Source organism: Desulfovibrio sp. JY, assembly GCA_021730285.1.
In the GTDB taxonomy this organism is placed as follows: domain Bacteria; phylum Desulfobacterota; class Desulfovibrionia; order Desulfovibrionales; family Desulfovibrionaceae; genus Solidesulfovibrio.
On the sequence record CP082962.1, the window covers coordinates 185,031 to 200,662 of the forward strand.

Sequence of the window (15,632 nt, forward strand, 5' to 3'; positions counted from 1 at the left end):
CCAAACCCCGTGGGATACTCTAAAACCCTGTCTTCCACGACGGGATGTGGCTCAGTCTGGCTAGAGCGCTGCGTTCGGGACGCAGAAGTCGGAGGTTCGAATCCTCTCATCCCGACCAGACTTTCCAAGGGGTTATGCGACAGCATAACCCCTTTTTTCGTCCGTCCCGCGACATTTTCGCGGCCCGGCCGCCAGAACCTTATTCGCAGGCCGCGCCCTTGCCGCCCGCGCCCAAGCTCATCTCCTCGGCCCGCTCCTCGGCCAGCCGTTCCACGGCCCGGATGAGGATTTCCAGCATTCCGCCCGTGTGATTGGCGCAGTACTGTTCCAGCCCCTCGGGGCCGCTCGCGTCGAACGCCAGCCAGTCCGGCTCCGGGAAAAGCTGCCCCGCTTCGCGCAGGCGCTGTTCCAACTGCTCCAGCAGGTCGTCGGCGTCTCCCAGGCACAGCGAGGGCATATCCAGCACCATGCGGAGTTTCTCGAAAATCTCACGAAGCCGTTCCCATCGGTTCGGCTCTCGATTCTGGGCCTCCCAGAAGGCGTCCATCGTGTCGGATCGCATGCCTTGGGCTCCTTTGCCGCGCCATTTCCCGATTCCTATCCTTATCGTCCGCCAATTTCCAGTCTGGAAGCCGCCGAATCCACGGCTTGCGCCCAAAATGAAAATGATTATCATAAGCCGATGGACAGCACAGCCAAAAAAGACACCTCCGTCATGGTCCCCGTGGCCGGCATGCATTGCGCCGCCTGCTCCGCCCGCATCGAACGCGTGGTCTCCGCCATGCCGGGCGTTGCCGAAGCGACCGTCAATCTGGCCGACGCCTCCATGCAGCTGCGCTACGACCCGCAGGCCACAAGCCTCGACGCCATCGGCGCGCGGGTGGCCGACCTGGGATTTTCCCTCGGGCCGCCGCCGACCGATGACGCCACCTTCGAGCTGGCCATCACGGGCATGCACTGCGCCGCCTGCTCCTCGCGCATCGAGCGTGTGACCCGCAGGCTCCCCGGGGTCATCGCCGCCGACGTCAACCTGGCCGGCGAGACCGGCACCTTCACCATCGACCCGGCCGTGCTGTCGCGCCGCCAGCTGCGCCAGGCCATCGCCGACCTGGGCTTCGGCTCCCAGCCCATCACCGCCTCGGAAAACCGCTTCACCGCCCGCCAGGAAGAGGCCAAGGCCGATCTGGCCAAAAAGAAACGCGAACTCATTCCGGCCATGGTCCTGGCCGCGTTGCTCCTCACCCTGTCCATGGGCCACATGCTGGGCCTGCCCCTGCCCGCCTTCCTGCGCCCCGAAACCGCGCCGGCCACCTTCGCCCTTCTCCAGCTCGCCCTGACCGCGCCCATCGTCTGGCTCGGCCGGCGGTTCTACCTCGACGGCATTCCGGCCGGACTGCGCGGCGGCCCCAACATGGACACCCTCGTGGCCGTGGGCACCGGCGCGGCCCTCCTCTACAGCCTGGCCAACCTCGCCCTGCTCCTGGCCGGCTCCGATCCCGTGGCCCGGGCCATGGACCTCTATTTCGAATCCGCCGGCGTGCTGCTGGTCATGATCAGCCTCGGCAAATACCTGGAAGCCTCGGCCAAATTCAAAACCTCGGGGGCCATCGCGGCCCTTATGCGCCTGACCCCGGACACGGCCACACTGCTTCGCGACAGCGCCGAGGAGACCGTGTCCCTCGACGAGGTGGAGCCCGGCGACAGGCTGCTCGTGCGACCGGGCGAACGCGTGCCCGTGGACGGCGAGGTGGTCGAAGGCGATTCCCGCGTGGACGAGTCCATGCTCACCGGCGAACCCCTGCCCGTGGCCAAAAAAACCGGCGACGCCGTCACCGGCGGCACCCAGAACACCACCGGCGCCCTGGTCGTGACCGCCACCCGCGTCGGCCAGGACACGACCCTGGCCCGCATCGTGGATCTGGTGCGCCAGGCCCAGGGCTCCAAGGCCCCCATCGCCAACCTGGCCGACACCGTCAGCTTCTATTTCGTTCCCACCGTCATGGCCACGGCCCTCGTCGCCGGCCTGGGCTGGTACTTCCTCGGCCACGCCGGCTTCTCCTTTTCCCTGCGCATCTTCGTGGCCGTCATGGTCATCGCCTGCCCCTGCGCCATGGGCCTGGCCGTGCCCACCTCCATCATGGTCGGCACCGGGCGCGGCGCGCGCCTCGGCATCCTGGTCAAGTCCGGCGCCGCCCTCCAGATCGCCGGCGACATCCAGGCCGTGGTCTTCGACAAGACCGGGACGCTCACCCACGGCAAGCCCGAACTGACCGACGTCGTCCCAGCCACGGCGAGCGACCCCGATCGCCTGCTCGCCCTGGCCGCCGCCGCCGAAGCCCGCTCGGAACACCCCCTGGCCAAGGCCATCGCCGCCGCCGCCACGGCCAAGGGACACGCCCTGCCCGCGCCCGAACACTTCGAAGCCGCCCCCGGCAAGGGCGTAGCCGCCACGATCGACGGCAACGCCGTGCTGGTCGGCACCGCCGCCTACCTCGCCGAACAGGGGGTCCCGGCCGATCCGGCCGCCGACGAAGCCGAAGCGCGTCTAGCCGACGCCGGCAAGACCGCCATCCGCGTGGCCGTGGACGGCAAGTCCGCCGGCGTCCTGGCCGTGGCCGACACGCCGCGCCCCGAAGCCGCCGCCGTGGTCAAGGCCCTGGGCCAAAAGGGCGTGGCCGTGGTCATGCTCACCGGCGACGACGAACGCACCGCCCGGGCCGTGGCCAATACCCTCGGCATCAAGGAAGTCATCGCCCGGGTGCTGCCCGACCGCAAAGCCGCCGAGATCCAAAAACTCATGGCCACAGGGTGCAAGACCGCCATGGTCGGCGACGGCATCAACGACGCCCCGGCCCTGGCCGCCGCCGACCTCGGCATGGCCATGGGCTCGGGCATCGACGTGGCCGTGGAATCCTGCGACGTCGTGCTCATGCGCAACGACCTGCGCGGCGTCACCGCCGCCCTGGAACTTTCCCGGGCCGTCATCGCCAACATCAAACAAAACCTCTTCTGGGCCTTCGCCTTCAATACCATCGGCATCCCCGTCGCCGCCGGCGTGCTCCATATCTTCGGCGGCCCCACCCTTAATCCCATGATCGCCGGCACCGCCATGGCGCTCAGCTCCTTCACGGTGGTCACCAACGCCCTGCGACTGCGCTTTTTCACGCCGAGGCAGGTAGCTTAGGGGAAGAGCGAAAGAGCGAAGAATTGAAGATGCCGGGGCGCTGCCCCGACACCCCGCCGGAGGGCTTATGCCCTCCGGACCTCCCTTTACGCTCTGCCGGGACGCAACGTCGCAGGGCGGCGGAGGGTGGGATTCTTGTTGCCGCAATCGGCCCGGCGGCACGAGGCGCTTCGCGCCTCGACGCCGGACGCGATTGCGGCAACAACCGCGCCAGCGGCGAAGCGCCGCATTTTAAGACAAACTGTTTCTCTAAATGTCGCCCCAAAGGGGCGACCGGCGTGGCGGCGGCGGCAAGGGCGTGGAGCTGATGACGGACAGGCCGTAGCGTTTTTTATTCATGAAACATTGAGGAAATAATAAAGTGTTGTGCCGAAAGCCCCCTGGAAAGTCGCTCTAGGCCGATAGCATCGCCGTCCCCTGCCATAACGCCAGCCAAACATGAACAAATATTTCATCATCCTGTAATCTTTTGAATTCTGAAAAACATTGCTCCCGTGGCCGAGGTAGTCTAGAAAGATGACTTCGGTTTCGTGACAGCATTCCAAACTTCGCAAAGAACCTGACAGCGCTAAGGTGGTGCCATGCCTCGTTTGTCTCGCCTCGTATTTCCTCTGTTATGCCTCAGCCTGCTCGTAACCGCCCGCCCGACCGTCGTCGGGGCCTATACCGTCAAAGCCGGCGATACCCCGGTTTCCATTGCCAAAAAGCACGGCGTTTCCGTCCAGGACCTGCTCAAGGCCAACAAAGGGCTTGATCCCAGGAAAATGCGGCCAGGCGATTCACTGACGATCCCCGGGGAATCCTCGGGCAAAGCCGATAAGAAGCACACGGAAAAGGAATCAAAGAAGGAAAAGGCCGGGAAGAAGGCCGAAAGCTCCTCGAGCAAGGAGCGCGCCGCCCAGGCCCGGGAGACTGCCAAGGAAAGCAAATCCTCCGGGAAATCGGGTAGCTACAAGGTCAAGAAAGGGGACACGCTCGGCTCCATAGCCGCCAAGTACGACGTCAGCGTGGATGACCTGCTTAAGGCCAACAAATCCCTGCATCCCAACAAGATGCGCGTCGGCCAGGAAATCAGCGTCCCCGGAGCCGCGCCGGCCAAGGCCGAACCCGCCGAAAAAACCGCGCGCAAGACGGAAAAGTCGCGCGAGTCCCAGACGAATACCACCACCTACACCGCCCACAAGCGTGACACCGTGCACACGGTGGCCAGCAAATTCCATATCAGCCTCAAGGAACTCTACCGGCTCAACCCCGGCCTCGGCAAAAAGCTGCATTCCGGCCAGAAGCTCAACGTGCCCAGAAACGCCGAGCCCGAACAGGCCCCGGCCCGCACGCACGCACCCGAGCAAGCCCCCGCGGCGGTGAGCGAACCGGAACGTCCGGCCCAGACCGTAAGGACGCCCGCCCCCGAAGCCGAGACTCCCCCGCCGGCCGAAGCGACCAAACCGGCCAGGACGCCCGAACCCGAAGCCGCACCGGCCAAAACCGGCATGCGCGAGACGTCCGACGCCGAAGCAGCCTTTGAAAAAGGCATCGAGTTCGGCAAGCAAAACAAGTTCCAAAAGGCCGTGGAGAGCTTCGACAAGGCCATCAAGCTCAACCCCAACCGGGCCGACTTCTTCGCCAGCCGGGGCCATGCCCACTACTATATGAAGCAGTACGCCAAGGCCATCGACGACTACACCAAGGCCATCGAGAAAAACCCCAACTTCGCCCTGGCCTACTCCATGCGGGGCCTCAGTCGCACCCGTTCCGGCCACTACCAGCAGGCCATCGCGGACTTCAACAAGGCCATAGGCTTCGGTCCCAACGAGGCGGACTACTACAAGGGACGCGGGTTCACCTACCTGCACCTCAAGCAGTATGGCCCCATGTGCGAGGACTACAAGAAAGCCTGCACCCTGGGCGATTGCGAACTGCTCGACAGCGCCAAGAAAGAAAAGCTGTGCCAGTAGGCGCGGCTGTGCAAGCGTCATAAAAAAGCCCGGCTCCGGCCGGGCTTTTTTTATGGAGAGAGGAAGAGGATGCGAGAGGGGGAGCCTTTTTGAAAAAAGGCTCCCCCTCTCGCGCTCTCCCTCTCCAAAAACTTTAACGGGGATAAGCTGTTATTGTCAGAAATCTTGGAAGTGGTTTTGGGGAAGACTGGCCTACGGAAAGATTTTCTCTAACGCCTTTGGGCAATACACGCAGAAATCGTTACGCCGCATGTTGTCCCTTGGATTTGGGCCAAAGCTGGGACAGGAGTATGCCGGCAAACATGAGCGCGCAGCCGAAAAGGCCGCGGGCGCCAAGGCGCTCGTTCAGGATGATCGCCCCGCCAAGCGCCGCGAACACCGTCTCGAAACTGAGCAGAATGGCGGCATGGGTCGGCTTGGCATCACGCTGGGCAATGATCTGCAACGTGTAGGCCAGCCCGACCGACATCAGGCCGCCGTACAGAATCGGCCAGGCCGCGCCCACAATCCCGGACCAGGTTATGGTCTCGAAAAAAAACGCGCAGACGAGACTCAGCACCGCGCAAACCGCGTATTGGGCCATGGCCAGGGGCAAGGCCCGGGTGCGCGGCGACAGCCAGCCGATCACCAGCACATGCCCGGCCCAGAAAAACGCGCCGATAAGCTCCAGCCCATCCCCCGGAGCCAGGCTGAAATTCTCGGTCACCGACAGAAAATACAGCCCGAATACCGCCGCCACCGCCCCGAGCACATCCCCCCGGGCCGGCCGCTGGCCAAGGAAAAAGCCCAACAGCGGCACCAACACCACATACAGGCCGGTGATGAACCCCGCCTTGCCGGCCGTGGTGTACAAAAGTCCCACCTGCTGCAACGACGCGCCGGTAAAAAGGATCGCCCCGGCAAGAAGCCCCCCCAACCAGGGAAACCCCGGATCGCTGCCCCCCAGAAACGGCGCGGGCGGAGGATAGCGCATCGAACGCAGCGCCAAGGGGGCCAGCACCGCTGCGCCCAGGGCAAACCGGATGCCGTTAAACCCCATCGGACCCAAATGCGCCATGCCGACCCGCTGGGCCACAAAGGCAAGACCCCAGATCAGCGCCGTAATCAGGCACAGGATATCCGCCCGCATCGATGCGTTTCGACCCATGACGATATGTCTCCTTATGCGGCACCAGGGCTCTGCCCTGGACTCGGCAGGGGCTCCGCCCCCGCACCCCCGCCGGGAGGCCGAGGGCCCCCCGGTCCCCCCTTCCCGTCTTTGGCTCGGCGGAGGCGGAGATGGTGGGCGAAAGGGCGGAGAGTGGAAGATGGAAGCGGAATTTGCCGGGACGGTGCATGTCGCTTCGCGACAAGCTCGTCCCGGCAAATTCCGCTTCCACCACGCCGGTCGCCCCTTCGGGGCGACATTTTAAAAATGAGTTGTTCTTAAAATGCGGCGCTTCGCCGCCGGGCCGATTGCGGCGACAAACATACGGAGCCCCGCCGCCCAACCACTCGCTCACCCCACCAACCGGACCCGGTAAAGGGGGGTCCGGGGGGCATCAAGTCCCCCGGCGGAGGGGTCCAGGGGAGGCAGAGCCTCCCCTGGGTCTGAGCGAAGTCCGATCACTCCACGACAACTACGGTCGCTGCTGGTCGCCCTGCTGCGCCTGGGCGTCGTTGCCTCGGCCGCGCGGCACGATGAGCACGCGTTTGAGCGGCCCGTCGCCTTTGGAGCGCGTGGAGATGGCTTCGTCCTCCTGAAGGGCCAGGTGAACGACCCGGCGATGGTAGGAGGAAAGCGGTTTGGTGGACTGGGGCCGCCCCAGGGTTTTGGCCTTGTCGGCGAGGAAGATGGCCATCTTGCGCAGGTTGTCGTCCTGGCGCTCGCGGTATTCGCCGGTGTTGATCTGGACCTTGATGGGGCTGCCGTGGCGACGGATGACGATGCGGTTGACGAGGTATTGGATGGAGGAAAGGGTCTGTCCTTCGCGGCCGATGAGCAGGCCGGAATTTTCCTCGTCGAGGATGAGCACGGAGACCCGCTCGCTGTGGCCGGAGATTTCGTATTCGGGAATCTGGCCGAGGATGCCGTCGAGCATCTGGTCCATGACTTCGCGCACGATGGCTTCGAGTTCAGGGGTGATGGGCTGGGGCGGCGTTTCCGGAGCGGCCGGCCGGCGTTCCTCGCGGTTGCCGCGGGATTCGCGCCGGGGAGCTTCCATTGCGCACTCCTCGTCCATTTCCATCATGTCGTCGTCCGGGAGGTCGTCGACCGGGGCAGCGTCCTTGAACGATTCCGCGACAGGGGGCGCGACGGGTTCCACGACAGGGGGGCGAACGGCTTCCTGACGCGGGGGCACGGGTTCGGCCGCGGCCGGCGCGGGCTTTTGCTTTTGCGGGGCGGCTTCCTGGCGCGGCGACCGGCGCGAACGGGTATTTCTTTCGGCCTTGGGCGCGGCGTCGCGCTTTCGGGATTCTTCCATACCTTGCAGGAGGTTGACTTCCTCGCGCAAGCGGGCCCGGACCTCGGCTTTCTTCTTGCCGACGAGGCCGAAGATTCCGGAGGAGCCGCCGGAGACGATCTCCACTTCCAACTTCTCACGGGGCTCGCCAAAATGGCGGCAGGCCTCCTCCATGGCTTCATCGACGGTCTTGCCGCTGAAGGTTCTGAATTCGCTCATAAACGCTCCTTGATTGCACTTGCGCCGCTTTGTTGCGGCCATGGATGCCCGATGACGAAGGACGTCACGAGTGCTTCTTGTTGAGCATCCAGTATTGCTGGGCGATGGAAATGACATTGTTGACCAGCCAGTACACAACCAAACCAGAGGGGAAGTTGAGGAACATGAAGGTGAAGATCACGGGCATGAGCAGCATGATCTTGGCCTGGGTGGGATCGCCCGGAGCCGGGGTCATTTTCTGCTGCAGGAACATGGTCGCGCCCATGATGAGCGGCGTGATGTAGTACGGATCCTTGGCCGAGAGGTCGGCGAGCCAGATCATGTGCGTAAAGGGCAAGTAGGTAATAAACGCCGCGTGCCGCAGTTCGATGGAGTGCAGCAAGGCCTGGTAAAGGCCGAAGAAGACCGGGATCTGCACGACCATGGGCAGACAGCCGCCGGCCGGGTTGACCTTGTAGGTCTTGTAGAGCTGCATCATCTCTTCATTCATCTTCTGGCGGTCTTCCTTATACTTCTCCCGCAGCTGCGAGAGCATCGGCTGGAGCTTTTTCATCTGCTCCATGGACTTGTAGCTCTTATGGGAAAGCGGCCAGAAGATTGCCTTGATGAGCACGGTCAAAAGGATGATGGCCACGCCGTAGTTGCCGACGTAGTCGTAGAAGAAGCGCAGAAGTTTGAGCAGCGGCTTGGCGATGAAGTCGAACCAGCCGTAGTCGATGGCCGCGGACAGGTGATGCGGGGCCATGGCCAGGTACTTCGGGGCCTTGGGGCCGAGGTAGTAGCTGATGGAGAGGTCCTGGCTGCCGCCGGCCGGAATCTCGATGCCGTCCTTGTCCACGGCCAGGCGGAAAAGCCCGTCCTCGATCTTGGCCTTGCCGAGCAGGTCCTTGGTGTCGGGAATCACGCCCACCAGGAAGTAGTTGCTCATGATGGCGCCCCACTCCACCGGCTTTTCATCGGCGATGCCCTCGGCCAGCTTCTTCTCGCTGTTAAAAAGCTCCAGGCCCGAGGTGTCGTAGAAGGCGGCCTGGGTGGGGTTGTAGCTGTCGCCCTCGGCCGAGAGGCGGTCCACGGCCACGGTCATGGACAGGCGGTCGCGCACCGGGTTGGCTCCGGTGTTGGACAGGGAGAGCTTTTCATCGATGAGGTAGCTTGCGCCGGAAAAGGTCAGGACGCGCTTGATGATGATCTCGCCCATGCGGCCAACGAAGGTCACGGAGGCGGTCCCCGAGGCGTCGATGGTGACGTCGCCGCCCTGGACGGACCACTCCACGTTCTGCCAGGTCGGCGCGCCGTTGAGGATGAGGCCCAGAGGCGCCTTGGCGTGCGCCTTTTCGTTTATGAGGTCGACCAGGGGGGAATTGTCGGCAATGGTCTGACGGTACTGCTTGAGGGAGAACCGGGAGAGCAGCCCGCCGGAGCTGTTGAAAACGGCCGTGTACAGGGGGGTGTCCACGGTCAGTGTCTTGCCGGGGGTGGGGGCGAAAGTGGCAAGGGCTTCGGCCGCCGGCGCCTTCGCCTGGGTTTTCCCGGGGACGGTTTTGTCAGGTGCGGGAGCCTGGGTTTGCGTCGTGGTTTCGGTCTTATGGACCGGGGGCTTGGTCGGAAACAGGAAGTTCCAACCCACCAGGACGACAAGGGAGAGAACCACGGCCAGGATTACGCGTTTGTTTTCCATTGTCCTTCAAATCCCGTCGATGAGTGTGGGTGCGTCGTAGGGGGGACGCTTCTCGAGGCGCTCTCGGGCGCGGCCAGGGTGCTTGGGGAACAGGGTCGAGACCGCCCCGGGCCAGGGGATGGCAACGTAAAAGCCGCCACAGGGCGAGCAGCCCGCCCCGCAGCACGCCGAACCGCTCCAGGGCCTCGATGGCGTATTCGGAGCAGGTGGGCACGAAGCGGCAGCATGGCGGCTTAAGGGGCGAGAGGGCAAGCCGATAGAAGGTTATGACCCAGATGAGGGCGCTTCGCATGGGGTCGGACTCCCCGGTCTGGCCAGACGGTCGAAATCCCTGGCCATCCGTGCCAAAAGCGGACGGATGTCGCGGCAGGCCGCATCCAGAGGCAGATGGCCCGGGTCCAGACTTTTTTTGGCGACGACCACGATATCCAAGGCGGAGACGGCGCATGGGGCGTCCAGGCGGAAACACTCGCGCAAAACGCGTTTAACGCGGTTTCGGGCGACGGCATTGCCGACCTTTTTACTGATGGCCATGCCGAGTCGCCATGTAGCGTCCCGATCCTGGCGCGGCAGGACGAACAGGAGAAAGAGCTTGCCGTGATAGCGGCGGCCCGCATCGAAGCAGGCCGCAAACTCCCATCGCGTCCGGAGCCTTTGCGCCGGAGAAAAGCCTAGACCGCCAGACGTTTGCGACCCTTGGCCCGACGGCGGCGCAGGATGGCCTGACCGTTTTTGCTCCTGGAGCGAACCAGGAAGCCATGCGTGCGTTTTCTGCGGATCTTGCTCGGCTGGTATGTTTTCTTGCTCATGCATAGACTCCATGAATTGTGATGAACTTCTTCCAATAGCCGCGAAAGCCGGCATCGTCAAGGCTGTCGCCCAGCGGGAATGTCGATATCCCCGTTTGGGCGGTCCGCCGGCGAGTCCTTCGGGGGCGTGCGCAGCAACCGTGCCCCCGCCAGGGCGAGTGCGCCCAGAAATAACACGGGGTCGGACTCGCCGACAGCCAGGACCGTCAGGACAGCCATCCCGGCCGCGACGAGGCATAGTGCCTTTTTTTGGACGGCCAGGGAAGCGGCCAGCAGGCCGAATCCGGCCAGGGCCAGGGAAAGATTCCAGCCTGTCGGTATAACCATCTGTTTATACTACAATTAACGCATAGCCTGCGCAATAAATTTCTTTTTTTTACATTTTCTGCTTGACGGGTAGTGGTGAACGGCCTAGATACATTTCTCCACGTGACGCGGGGTGGAGCAGACCGGTAGCTCATCGGGCTCATAACCCGAAGATCGCAGGTTCAAATCCTGCCCCCGCAACCAAGGAAGTCCAAGGGCTTACGCCAAAAGCGTAGGCCCTTTTTCTTTTCCCTCCCCAATTTCTCCCCGGCAGGGTAAACTGGTTGCCAGGGGTGTGATCCCCCGGGCTTTTGACATACGCTGTGGCGGCAGGGCTCCCTTCACCCTGGCGCGTCAGCAGGCTCGACCAACAGCCTTCACGGCGCGCCGACAGTGCGCCAAAGCCCCAGGAGGCAGCCGAACCGATGCCGGAAACCGGGCCCCATAGCCGCTGGATGCCGCGCTCCCTGCGGCAGTTCGAGGTCATGAACCGCAAACTGGCCCCCATCTTTCTGGTGGCGGCGCTCACCGGCGCGGCCACGGGAGGCATCGCGGCGGCGCTTTTGCGCAGCGTCTCCCTTGTCGACGCCGGCCGGGCGGCGCTTGCCGGCGCGGCCGAAGCGGCCTTTGGCGGCGGAGCCGCCGTTTCCATGCTCCTCTCGGCGGCCATGACGGTCGGCGCGGTGGCCCTGGTGCGCTTTTTCGCCCCCGAAGCGGCCGGCAGCGGCATCCAGGAGATCGAAGGCACCCTCGAGGGCCTGCGGGCGCTGCGTCCCGGCCGGGTGCTGCCGGTGAAGCTCGCCGGCGGCATCCTCTCCCTCGGCAGCGGCCTTTCCCTGGGCCGCGAGGGGCCGACCATCCATATGGGCGGGGCGCTCGGCCGGCTGCTCGGCCGGCTGTGCCGCCAGAGCGACCCGCAAGTGCTGCATTCGCTGGTGGCCGCGGGTGCGGCCGCCGGGCTGGCCGCCGCCTTCAACGCCCCCCTGGCCGGCATTCTCTTCGTGATGGAGGAGATGCGCCGCGAGTTCCACTTCAATTTCGTTTCGTTTCACTGCGTGGTCATCGCCGCTGTGGTCGCCGACGTGATGGTGCGGCTGCTCCTCAACGCCGGCCCGGCCATCGCCATGACGGTCTTCCCCGTGCCCCATGTGCAAAGCCTGTGGCTCTTTTTCCTGTTCGGCGTGCTGCTTGGCGGCGTGGGTGTGGTGTTCAACCGCCTGCTTCTGGCCTCGCTCAGGCGGGTGGACCGGGCGGCCGTACGCTGGCCCTGGCTCTTCGCCCTGGCCGTCGGCGCGGCCTTCGGGCTGATCGCCTGGTTCTATCCCGATCTCGCCGGCGGCGGCTACCATGTGCTCCACCACGCGCTGACCGGACAGGTGGCGGTCGCCTTGCTCGTGCTGCTTTTCGTCTGCCGTTTCGCCGGGACCCTTTTTTGCTACGCGACCAGCGCGCCGGGCGGCATTTTCGCGCCCATGCTGGCGCTCGGCACACTGCTCGGCATGGCCTTCGGCCAGCTCGCCGTGGGGCTCGGGCTGACCACCTTTCCCGGCATGTTCGCCGTGGCCGGCATGGGGGCGCTTTTCGCGGCCACGGTGCGCGCGCCGCTGACCGGCATGGTGCTCATCATGGAAATGACCCGTAATTACGCCCTGACCCTGCCCTTGCTCGTGACCTGCATCGCCTCGGTGGTCACGGCCGAGACCCTGGGCGGCCGGCCGATCTACTCGCTGCTCCTGGACCGCACCCTGCGCCGGGAACAGGACACGGCGGCGTCCCGGTAACGCCCACCTCCGGGGCATCGCCCGCCCGTCGCGCCCCCCGTCGGTTTCCTGGCGGGGAAGTGGGAAAATCGGTTTTGCGTTGCCATGTTCCCCGGGATGGGCATACACGATCGCAGAGTCATAACGCAGGCGGCAGGGCACGAAGCGGTCGCGCGCGGGCCTATGCGCCGGGGGCCGCGCCCGCGTCTCCCGAAACGCCCGCGCCCCCCTCCCCGGCGTTCACGCTCAACCAAGGATACGCGACCATGAAACGCCTTTTCGTGATGATCACCACCAACAACCCCGACAAGGCCACCCGGGCCGCCCAATTCGCCAAACTGGCCGGCGACTCCCTGGCCGGCATGATGCTGGTGGACGACGGCGTGTACCTCGCCATCCCGGAAACCCTCGACCGGGTCAGGGCCGTCACCGGCGACGACTTCGCCGGGCACTTGGCCGCCCTGCCCAAGGTCCCCCTGCTCGTCTGCAAACCCTGCTGCGCGGCCCGGGGCATCGCCGCCGAGGACCTGCACCCGTCCTTCAGGATCGGCACCGGCGTGGACGCCATGGCCGTCATCCTCGAGGACGACGTCACCACGCTGACCTTCTAGGCGCGCCCGCCTTCCGGCAGGGCAAGCCGGGCCCGGCGCCTTGCTTGCCCGCCGCAGTATTGGTAGCTACCGGCATGGCCCTTCCTCCCTCCGATGCCGAAGTCCCCTGCGCCGCAGCGCTGCCGCCGGGACGCCTGGGCCGACGCCTCTTCCTCTATTTCGCGGCCACGCTCCTGGCCCTGGCCGTGGGCGTGGCCATGGCCACCATCATCCCCCTGCTCGGCCGCCTCACCCGGTCCGAACAGGCCGGGCTGGCCCATGTGGCCGAGACCAAGGCCCTGGCCGTCGGCGAATGGTATCGCCGGGCCGAGGACCTGGCGAGGCAGATCACCAGCCGCACCCAGATCCGCGACGTCCTGGAGGACGTCTACGCCGGGCGCGTCTCCCGGGAACGCTTCGCGGCCTACGCCGGGCCGCGGCTCGCCGACGCCATGAAGCGCTCGGCCGACGTGGTCGGCATCACCCGCCTGTCCAAGGGCGGCGAAGCCGTCGTCTCCTGCGGCGAGGCGATCCCGAAAAACGCCTGGCGCATTCCGCCGGAAGGCTCGGGCAAGGTGTTGGTCTCCGCGCCCGTCACCCTTGCGGGAAAGCTCTGCATCGTCGTCGGCGCGCCCGTCACCGGCCGCGACGGCAGCCGCGTGGCCACCGACCTCGTGGCCGTGGACACGGCCCAGCTGGCCGAAAAGATCCTGCAGCCGCCGGGCGAGGACCCGGCCGCGCGCCTCGCCCTGGCCCTGCGGGAAAAGGGCGCGGTCCGCACGTTCCTGGCCGAACCGAAGCCCATCCCCGAAACCCTGGCCCCGGCCATGGACAAGGGACTGGGGGAGGCTCTTTCCGGCCGCGCCGGTATCCTGGCCGCGACCGACACCGTCATCGCCTACACGCCGGTGGCCGACACCGACTGGGGACTGGCCCTTTCCGCCGACAGCCGCCTGCTCTATGCTCCGGTCCGGGCCGAACTGGCCGCCATGCTCGCCTCCACGGCCGGGGTCTACGCGCTGTGCCTGATCGGCTTCGGCATCCTGCTGCGGCCGCTGACCGGACGCATCCTGCTCGAGGCTCGGGAGCTTTCCGCCATGGTCGCGGACCGGACCCGCCGGCTGACCGGGGAACTTGCGGCCCGCAAGGAGGCGGAAAAAGCCCTGCAGGAAGCCCGCGACGGCCTGGAACGCCGCGTGGCCGAGCGCACCCACCGGCTGGCCGAGGCCAATGCGGAACTGCTTGCCCTGCACGAACGCCTGGAAGGCGAGGTCGAGGAGCGAAAGGCCCTGTCCCGGGAGCTCATCAACCTGCTCGAAGGGGTGCGCCTGGACATCTCGCGCGACCTGCACGACCACACCGGCCAACTGCTCACCACCCTGCGCCTGACCCTCAACGCCGCCGCGCGTGACCTGCCCGGGGACGCCGAGGCCTGCCGCGGCCAGCTCGTCGCGGCCGGCCAGAAGGTGGACCAGGTGCAGACCGAGATCAAAGCCCTGGCCCGGGGGCTGCGGCCCGATACCCTGGACTACTTCGGCCTTGTCCCGTCCCTGGCCGCGCTCATCGACGAGCAGCAGGCCGCAAGCGGGCTGGCCTTCCATTTTTTCCACAACGAGATCCCGGCCGATTTCGACCGGGACAAGGCCCTGGCCCTCTACCGCATCGCCCAGGAAGCCCTGTCCAACACCATCCGCCACGCAAGGGCCGCCAACGTGCACCTAAGCCTCGTGCGGCGCGAGGACCGCATCACCCTGTCCGTGGAGGACGACGGCGCGGGCTTCGATCCGGCAACACGGCCGGCCACGAGCCTGGGGCTTACGCTCATGCGCGAGCGCATGGTCCAACTCGGCGGCTCGCTGCTGGTGGAATCGGCCCCGGGCGAGGGCACGCACATCGTCGCGGAAGTCGCGCTCTGACAAACGCCAGGGAGACGCCATGCACATCCATCGACTCCTGCTCGTGGACGACCATCAGGTGGTCATCGAAGGCATCAAGGGACTTTTCGCCGACCACGCCGACATCGTGATCGCCGGCGAGGCCACTTCCGGCGAACAGGCCGTGGAGCTGGCAAGCAAACTCCATCCGGACGTGGTCATCATGGACATCTCCATGCCGGGCCTAAACGGTGTGGAGGCCACCATCGCCATTCGGCAGGCCGAGCCCACGGCGGACATCATCATCTACACCATGCACTCCGACCAGCGCTTCATCCTGGAGCTTTTTAAGGCCGGCATCTCCGGCCACGTGCTCAAGGCCGACGACCCGGCGCTGCTGGTGCGGGCCGTGGAAACGGTCTGCGCCGGAGGCACCTTTTTCACCACGGTCACGCCCCAACAACTCTCCCGCCAGTTCCAGGGCGAGACGGCCGGGGACGACGAGGCGCGCCTCGCCCTTCTAAGCCGCCGCGAAATGGAGGTCTTCCGCCTGCTCGCCGACGGCCTGGCCCTCAAGCGCATCGCCGCCACGCTGTGCATCAGCCCCAAGACCGTGGAGACCCACAAGTACAACATCATGGAAAAGCTTGCCGCCGAGACCCCGGCCGACCTGACCAAGATCGCCCTGCGCCATGGGCTGATAAAGCCTTGACCGGGGGGAAACTTTTCTGAAGAAAAGTTTCCCCCCGGACCCCCCATCAAAAGACTTTCAAAGGGAAAGAAGCCTGAAGCCGTTTGGGGCTGGGAGGCGAG

14 protein-coding genes and 2 tRNA genes are annotated in these 15,632 nt (G+C 65.5%); 9 read left to right on the forward strand and 7 right to left on the reverse strand.

Annotated elements, in window-relative coordinates; translation table 11 throughout:
- Positions 1-40 precede the first annotated feature (40 nt).
- Positions 41-118: transfer RNA gene (locus K9F62_00760), tRNA-Pro, on the forward strand.
- Positions 119-199: 81 nt separating this feature from the next.
- Here the strand turns inward: K9F62_00760 and K9F62_00765 are convergent.
- Entirely contained in the window at positions 200-562 is a 363-nt protein-coding gene (locus tag K9F62_00765; protein ID UJX41266.1) for a hypothetical protein, read from the reverse strand.
- A gap of 120 nt (positions 563-682) precedes the next feature.
- Here K9F62_00765 and K9F62_00770 point away from each other — a divergent pair, with 120 nt between their 5' ends.
- On the forward strand, positions 683-3,184 hold the full coding sequence (locus tag K9F62_00770) for a heavy metal translocating P-type ATPase (GenBank protein UJX41267.1): 2,502 nt from the start codon (positions 683-685) through the stop codon (positions 3,182-3,184).
- 581 nt (positions 3,185-3,765) lie between these two features.
- The gene (locus tag K9F62_00775) at positions 3,766-5,139 is read left to right on the forward strand and encodes a LysM peptidoglycan-binding domain-containing protein (GenBank protein UJX41268.1); all 1,374 of its coding nucleotides are present in this window, start codon (positions 3,766-3,768) and stop codon (positions 5,137-5,139) included.
- 241 nt (positions 5,140-5,380) lie between these two features.
- Here the strand turns inward: K9F62_00775 and K9F62_00780 are convergent, their stop codons facing one another.
- From K9F62_00780 to yidD, 4 genes are all read right to left on the reverse strand, one after another.
- Complete coding sequence (locus tag K9F62_00780; protein ID UJX41269.1) at positions 5,381-6,286, reverse strand: DMT family transporter; 906 nt, start codon at positions 6,284-6,286, stop codon at positions 5,381-5,383.
- A 472-nt stretch (positions 6,287-6,758) separates the two neighbouring features.
- Positions 6,759-7,802: a Jag N-terminal domain-containing protein gene (locus K9F62_00785; protein ID UJX41270.1), complete on the reverse strand. Its 1,044-nt coding sequence runs from the start codon at positions 7,800-7,802 to the stop codon at positions 6,759-6,761.
- A 64-nt stretch (positions 7,803-7,866) separates the two neighbouring features.
- Positions 7,867-9,480 (reverse strand): membrane protein insertase YidC, encoded by a 1,614-nt coding sequence (yidC, locus tag K9F62_00790; GenBank protein UJX41271.1) that lies wholly within the window; start codon positions 9,478-9,480, stop codon positions 7,867-7,869.
- Positions 9,386-9,772: a membrane protein insertion efficiency factor YidD gene (gene yidD, locus K9F62_00795; GenBank protein ID UJX41272.1), complete on the reverse strand. Its 387-nt coding sequence runs from the start codon at positions 9,770-9,772 to the stop codon at positions 9,386-9,388. The genes yidC and yidD overlap by 95 nt, the downstream gene beginning before the upstream one ends.
- A 95-nt stretch (positions 9,773-9,867) precedes the next feature.
- Here yidD and K9F62_00800 point away from each other — a divergent pair, with 95 nt between their 5' ends.
- Positions 9,868-10,155, forward strand: coding sequence for a hypothetical protein (locus tag K9F62_00800; protein UJX43284.1), 288 nt, complete (start codon positions 9,868-9,870; stop codon positions 10,153-10,155).
- On the opposite strand, the gene rpmH is transcribed toward K9F62_00800, so the two are convergent.
- Both rpmH and K9F62_00810 read right to left on the reverse strand, forming a co-directional pair.
- The gene (rpmH, locus tag K9F62_00805; protein UJX43090.1) at positions 10,152-10,289 is read right to left on the reverse strand and encodes a 50S ribosomal protein L34; all 138 of its coding nucleotides are present in this window, start codon (positions 10,287-10,289) and stop codon (positions 10,152-10,154) included. The genes K9F62_00800 and rpmH overlap by 4 nt on opposite strands.
- A gap of 57 nt (positions 10,290-10,346) precedes the next feature.
- On the reverse strand, positions 10,347-10,616 hold the full coding sequence (locus K9F62_00810; GenBank protein UJX41273.1) for a hypothetical protein: 270 nt from the start codon (positions 10,614-10,616) through the stop codon (positions 10,347-10,349).
- 106 nt (positions 10,617-10,722) lie between these two features.
- Between K9F62_00810 and K9F62_00815 the strand changes: the two genes are divergently transcribed.
- The 5 genes from K9F62_00815 (at position 10,723) to K9F62_00835 (ending at position 15,531) form a co-directional block, all read left to right on the forward strand.
- Positions 10,723-10,799, forward strand: a tRNA-Met gene (locus K9F62_00815).
- A gap of 221 nt (positions 10,800-11,020) precedes the next feature.
- On the forward strand, positions 11,021-12,376 hold the full coding sequence (clcA, locus tag K9F62_00820; GenBank protein UJX41274.1) for a H(+)/Cl(-) exchange transporter ClcA: 1,356 nt from the start codon (positions 11,021-11,023) through the stop codon (positions 12,374-12,376).
- Positions 12,377-12,621: 245 nt separating this feature from the next.
- Positions 12,622-12,966 carry a DsrE family protein gene (locus K9F62_00825; GenBank protein ID UJX41275.1) on the forward strand — a complete coding sequence of 115 codons (345 nt, stop codon included), beginning with the start codon at positions 12,622-12,624 and terminating at the stop codon, positions 12,964-12,966.
- A 74-nt stretch (positions 12,967-13,040) separates the two neighbouring features.
- Positions 13,041-14,861 carry an ATP-binding protein gene (locus tag K9F62_00830; GenBank protein UJX41276.1) on the forward strand — a complete coding sequence of 607 codons (1,821 nt, stop codon included), beginning with the start codon at positions 13,041-13,043 and terminating at the stop codon, positions 14,859-14,861.
- A gap of 19 nt (positions 14,862-14,880) precedes the next feature.
- Positions 14,881-15,531: a response regulator transcription factor gene (locus tag K9F62_00835; GenBank protein ID UJX41277.1), complete on the forward strand. Its 651-nt coding sequence runs from the start codon at positions 14,881-14,883 to the stop codon at positions 15,529-15,531.
- The last annotated feature ends 101 nt before the right edge of the window (positions 15,532-15,632 follow it).

Excerpts from the sequence above, each read along its gene's own strand:
- K9F62_00765 (UJX41266.1), bottom strand. The coding sequence starts at position 562 with ATGCGATCCGACACGATGGACGCCTTCTGGGAGGCCCAGAATCGAGAG.
- K9F62_00770 (UJX41267.1), top strand. The coding sequence starts at position 683 with ATGGACAGCACAGCCAAAAAAGACACCTCCGTCATGGTCCCCGTGGCC.
- K9F62_00775 (UJX41268.1), top strand. The coding sequence starts at position 3,766 with ATGCCTCGTTTGTCTCGCCTCGTATTTCCTCTGTTATGCCTCAGCCTG.
- K9F62_00780 (UJX41269.1), bottom strand. The coding sequence starts at position 6,286 with ATGGGTCGAAACGCATCGATGCGGGCGGATATCCTGTGCCTGATTACG.
- K9F62_00785 (UJX41270.1), bottom strand. The coding sequence starts at position 7,802 with ATGAGCGAATTCAGAACCTTCAGCGGCAAGACCGTCGATGAAGCCATG.
- yidC (UJX41271.1), bottom strand. The coding sequence starts at position 9,480 with ATGGAAAACAAACGCGTAATCCTGGCCGTGGTTCTCTCCCTTGTCGTC.
- yidD (UJX41272.1), bottom strand. The coding sequence starts at position 9,772 with ATGCGAAGCGCCCTCATCTGGGTCATAACCTTCTATCGGCTTGCCCTC.
- K9F62_00800 (UJX43284.1), top strand. The coding sequence starts at position 9,868 with ATGGCCCGGGTCCAGACTTTTTTTGGCGACGACCACGATATCCAAGGC.
- rpmH (UJX43090.1), bottom strand. The coding sequence starts at position 10,289 with ATGAGCAAGAAAACATACCAGCCGAGCAAGATCCGCAGAAAACGCACG.
- K9F62_00810 (UJX41273.1), bottom strand. The coding sequence starts at position 10,616 with ATGGTTATACCGACAGGCTGGAATCTTTCCCTGGCCCTGGCCGGATTC.
- clcA (UJX41274.1), top strand. The coding sequence starts at position 11,021 with ATGCCGGAAACCGGGCCCCATAGCCGCTGGATGCCGCGCTCCCTGCGG.
- K9F62_00825 (UJX41275.1), top strand. The coding sequence starts at position 12,622 with ATGAAACGCCTTTTCGTGATGATCACCACCAACAACCCCGACAAGGCC.
- K9F62_00830 (UJX41276.1), top strand. The coding sequence starts at position 13,041 with ATGGCCCTTCCTCCCTCCGATGCCGAAGTCCCCTGCGCCGCAGCGCTG.
- K9F62_00835 (UJX41277.1), top strand. The coding sequence starts at position 14,881 with ATGCACATCCATCGACTCCTGCTCGTGGACGACCATCAGGTGGTCATC.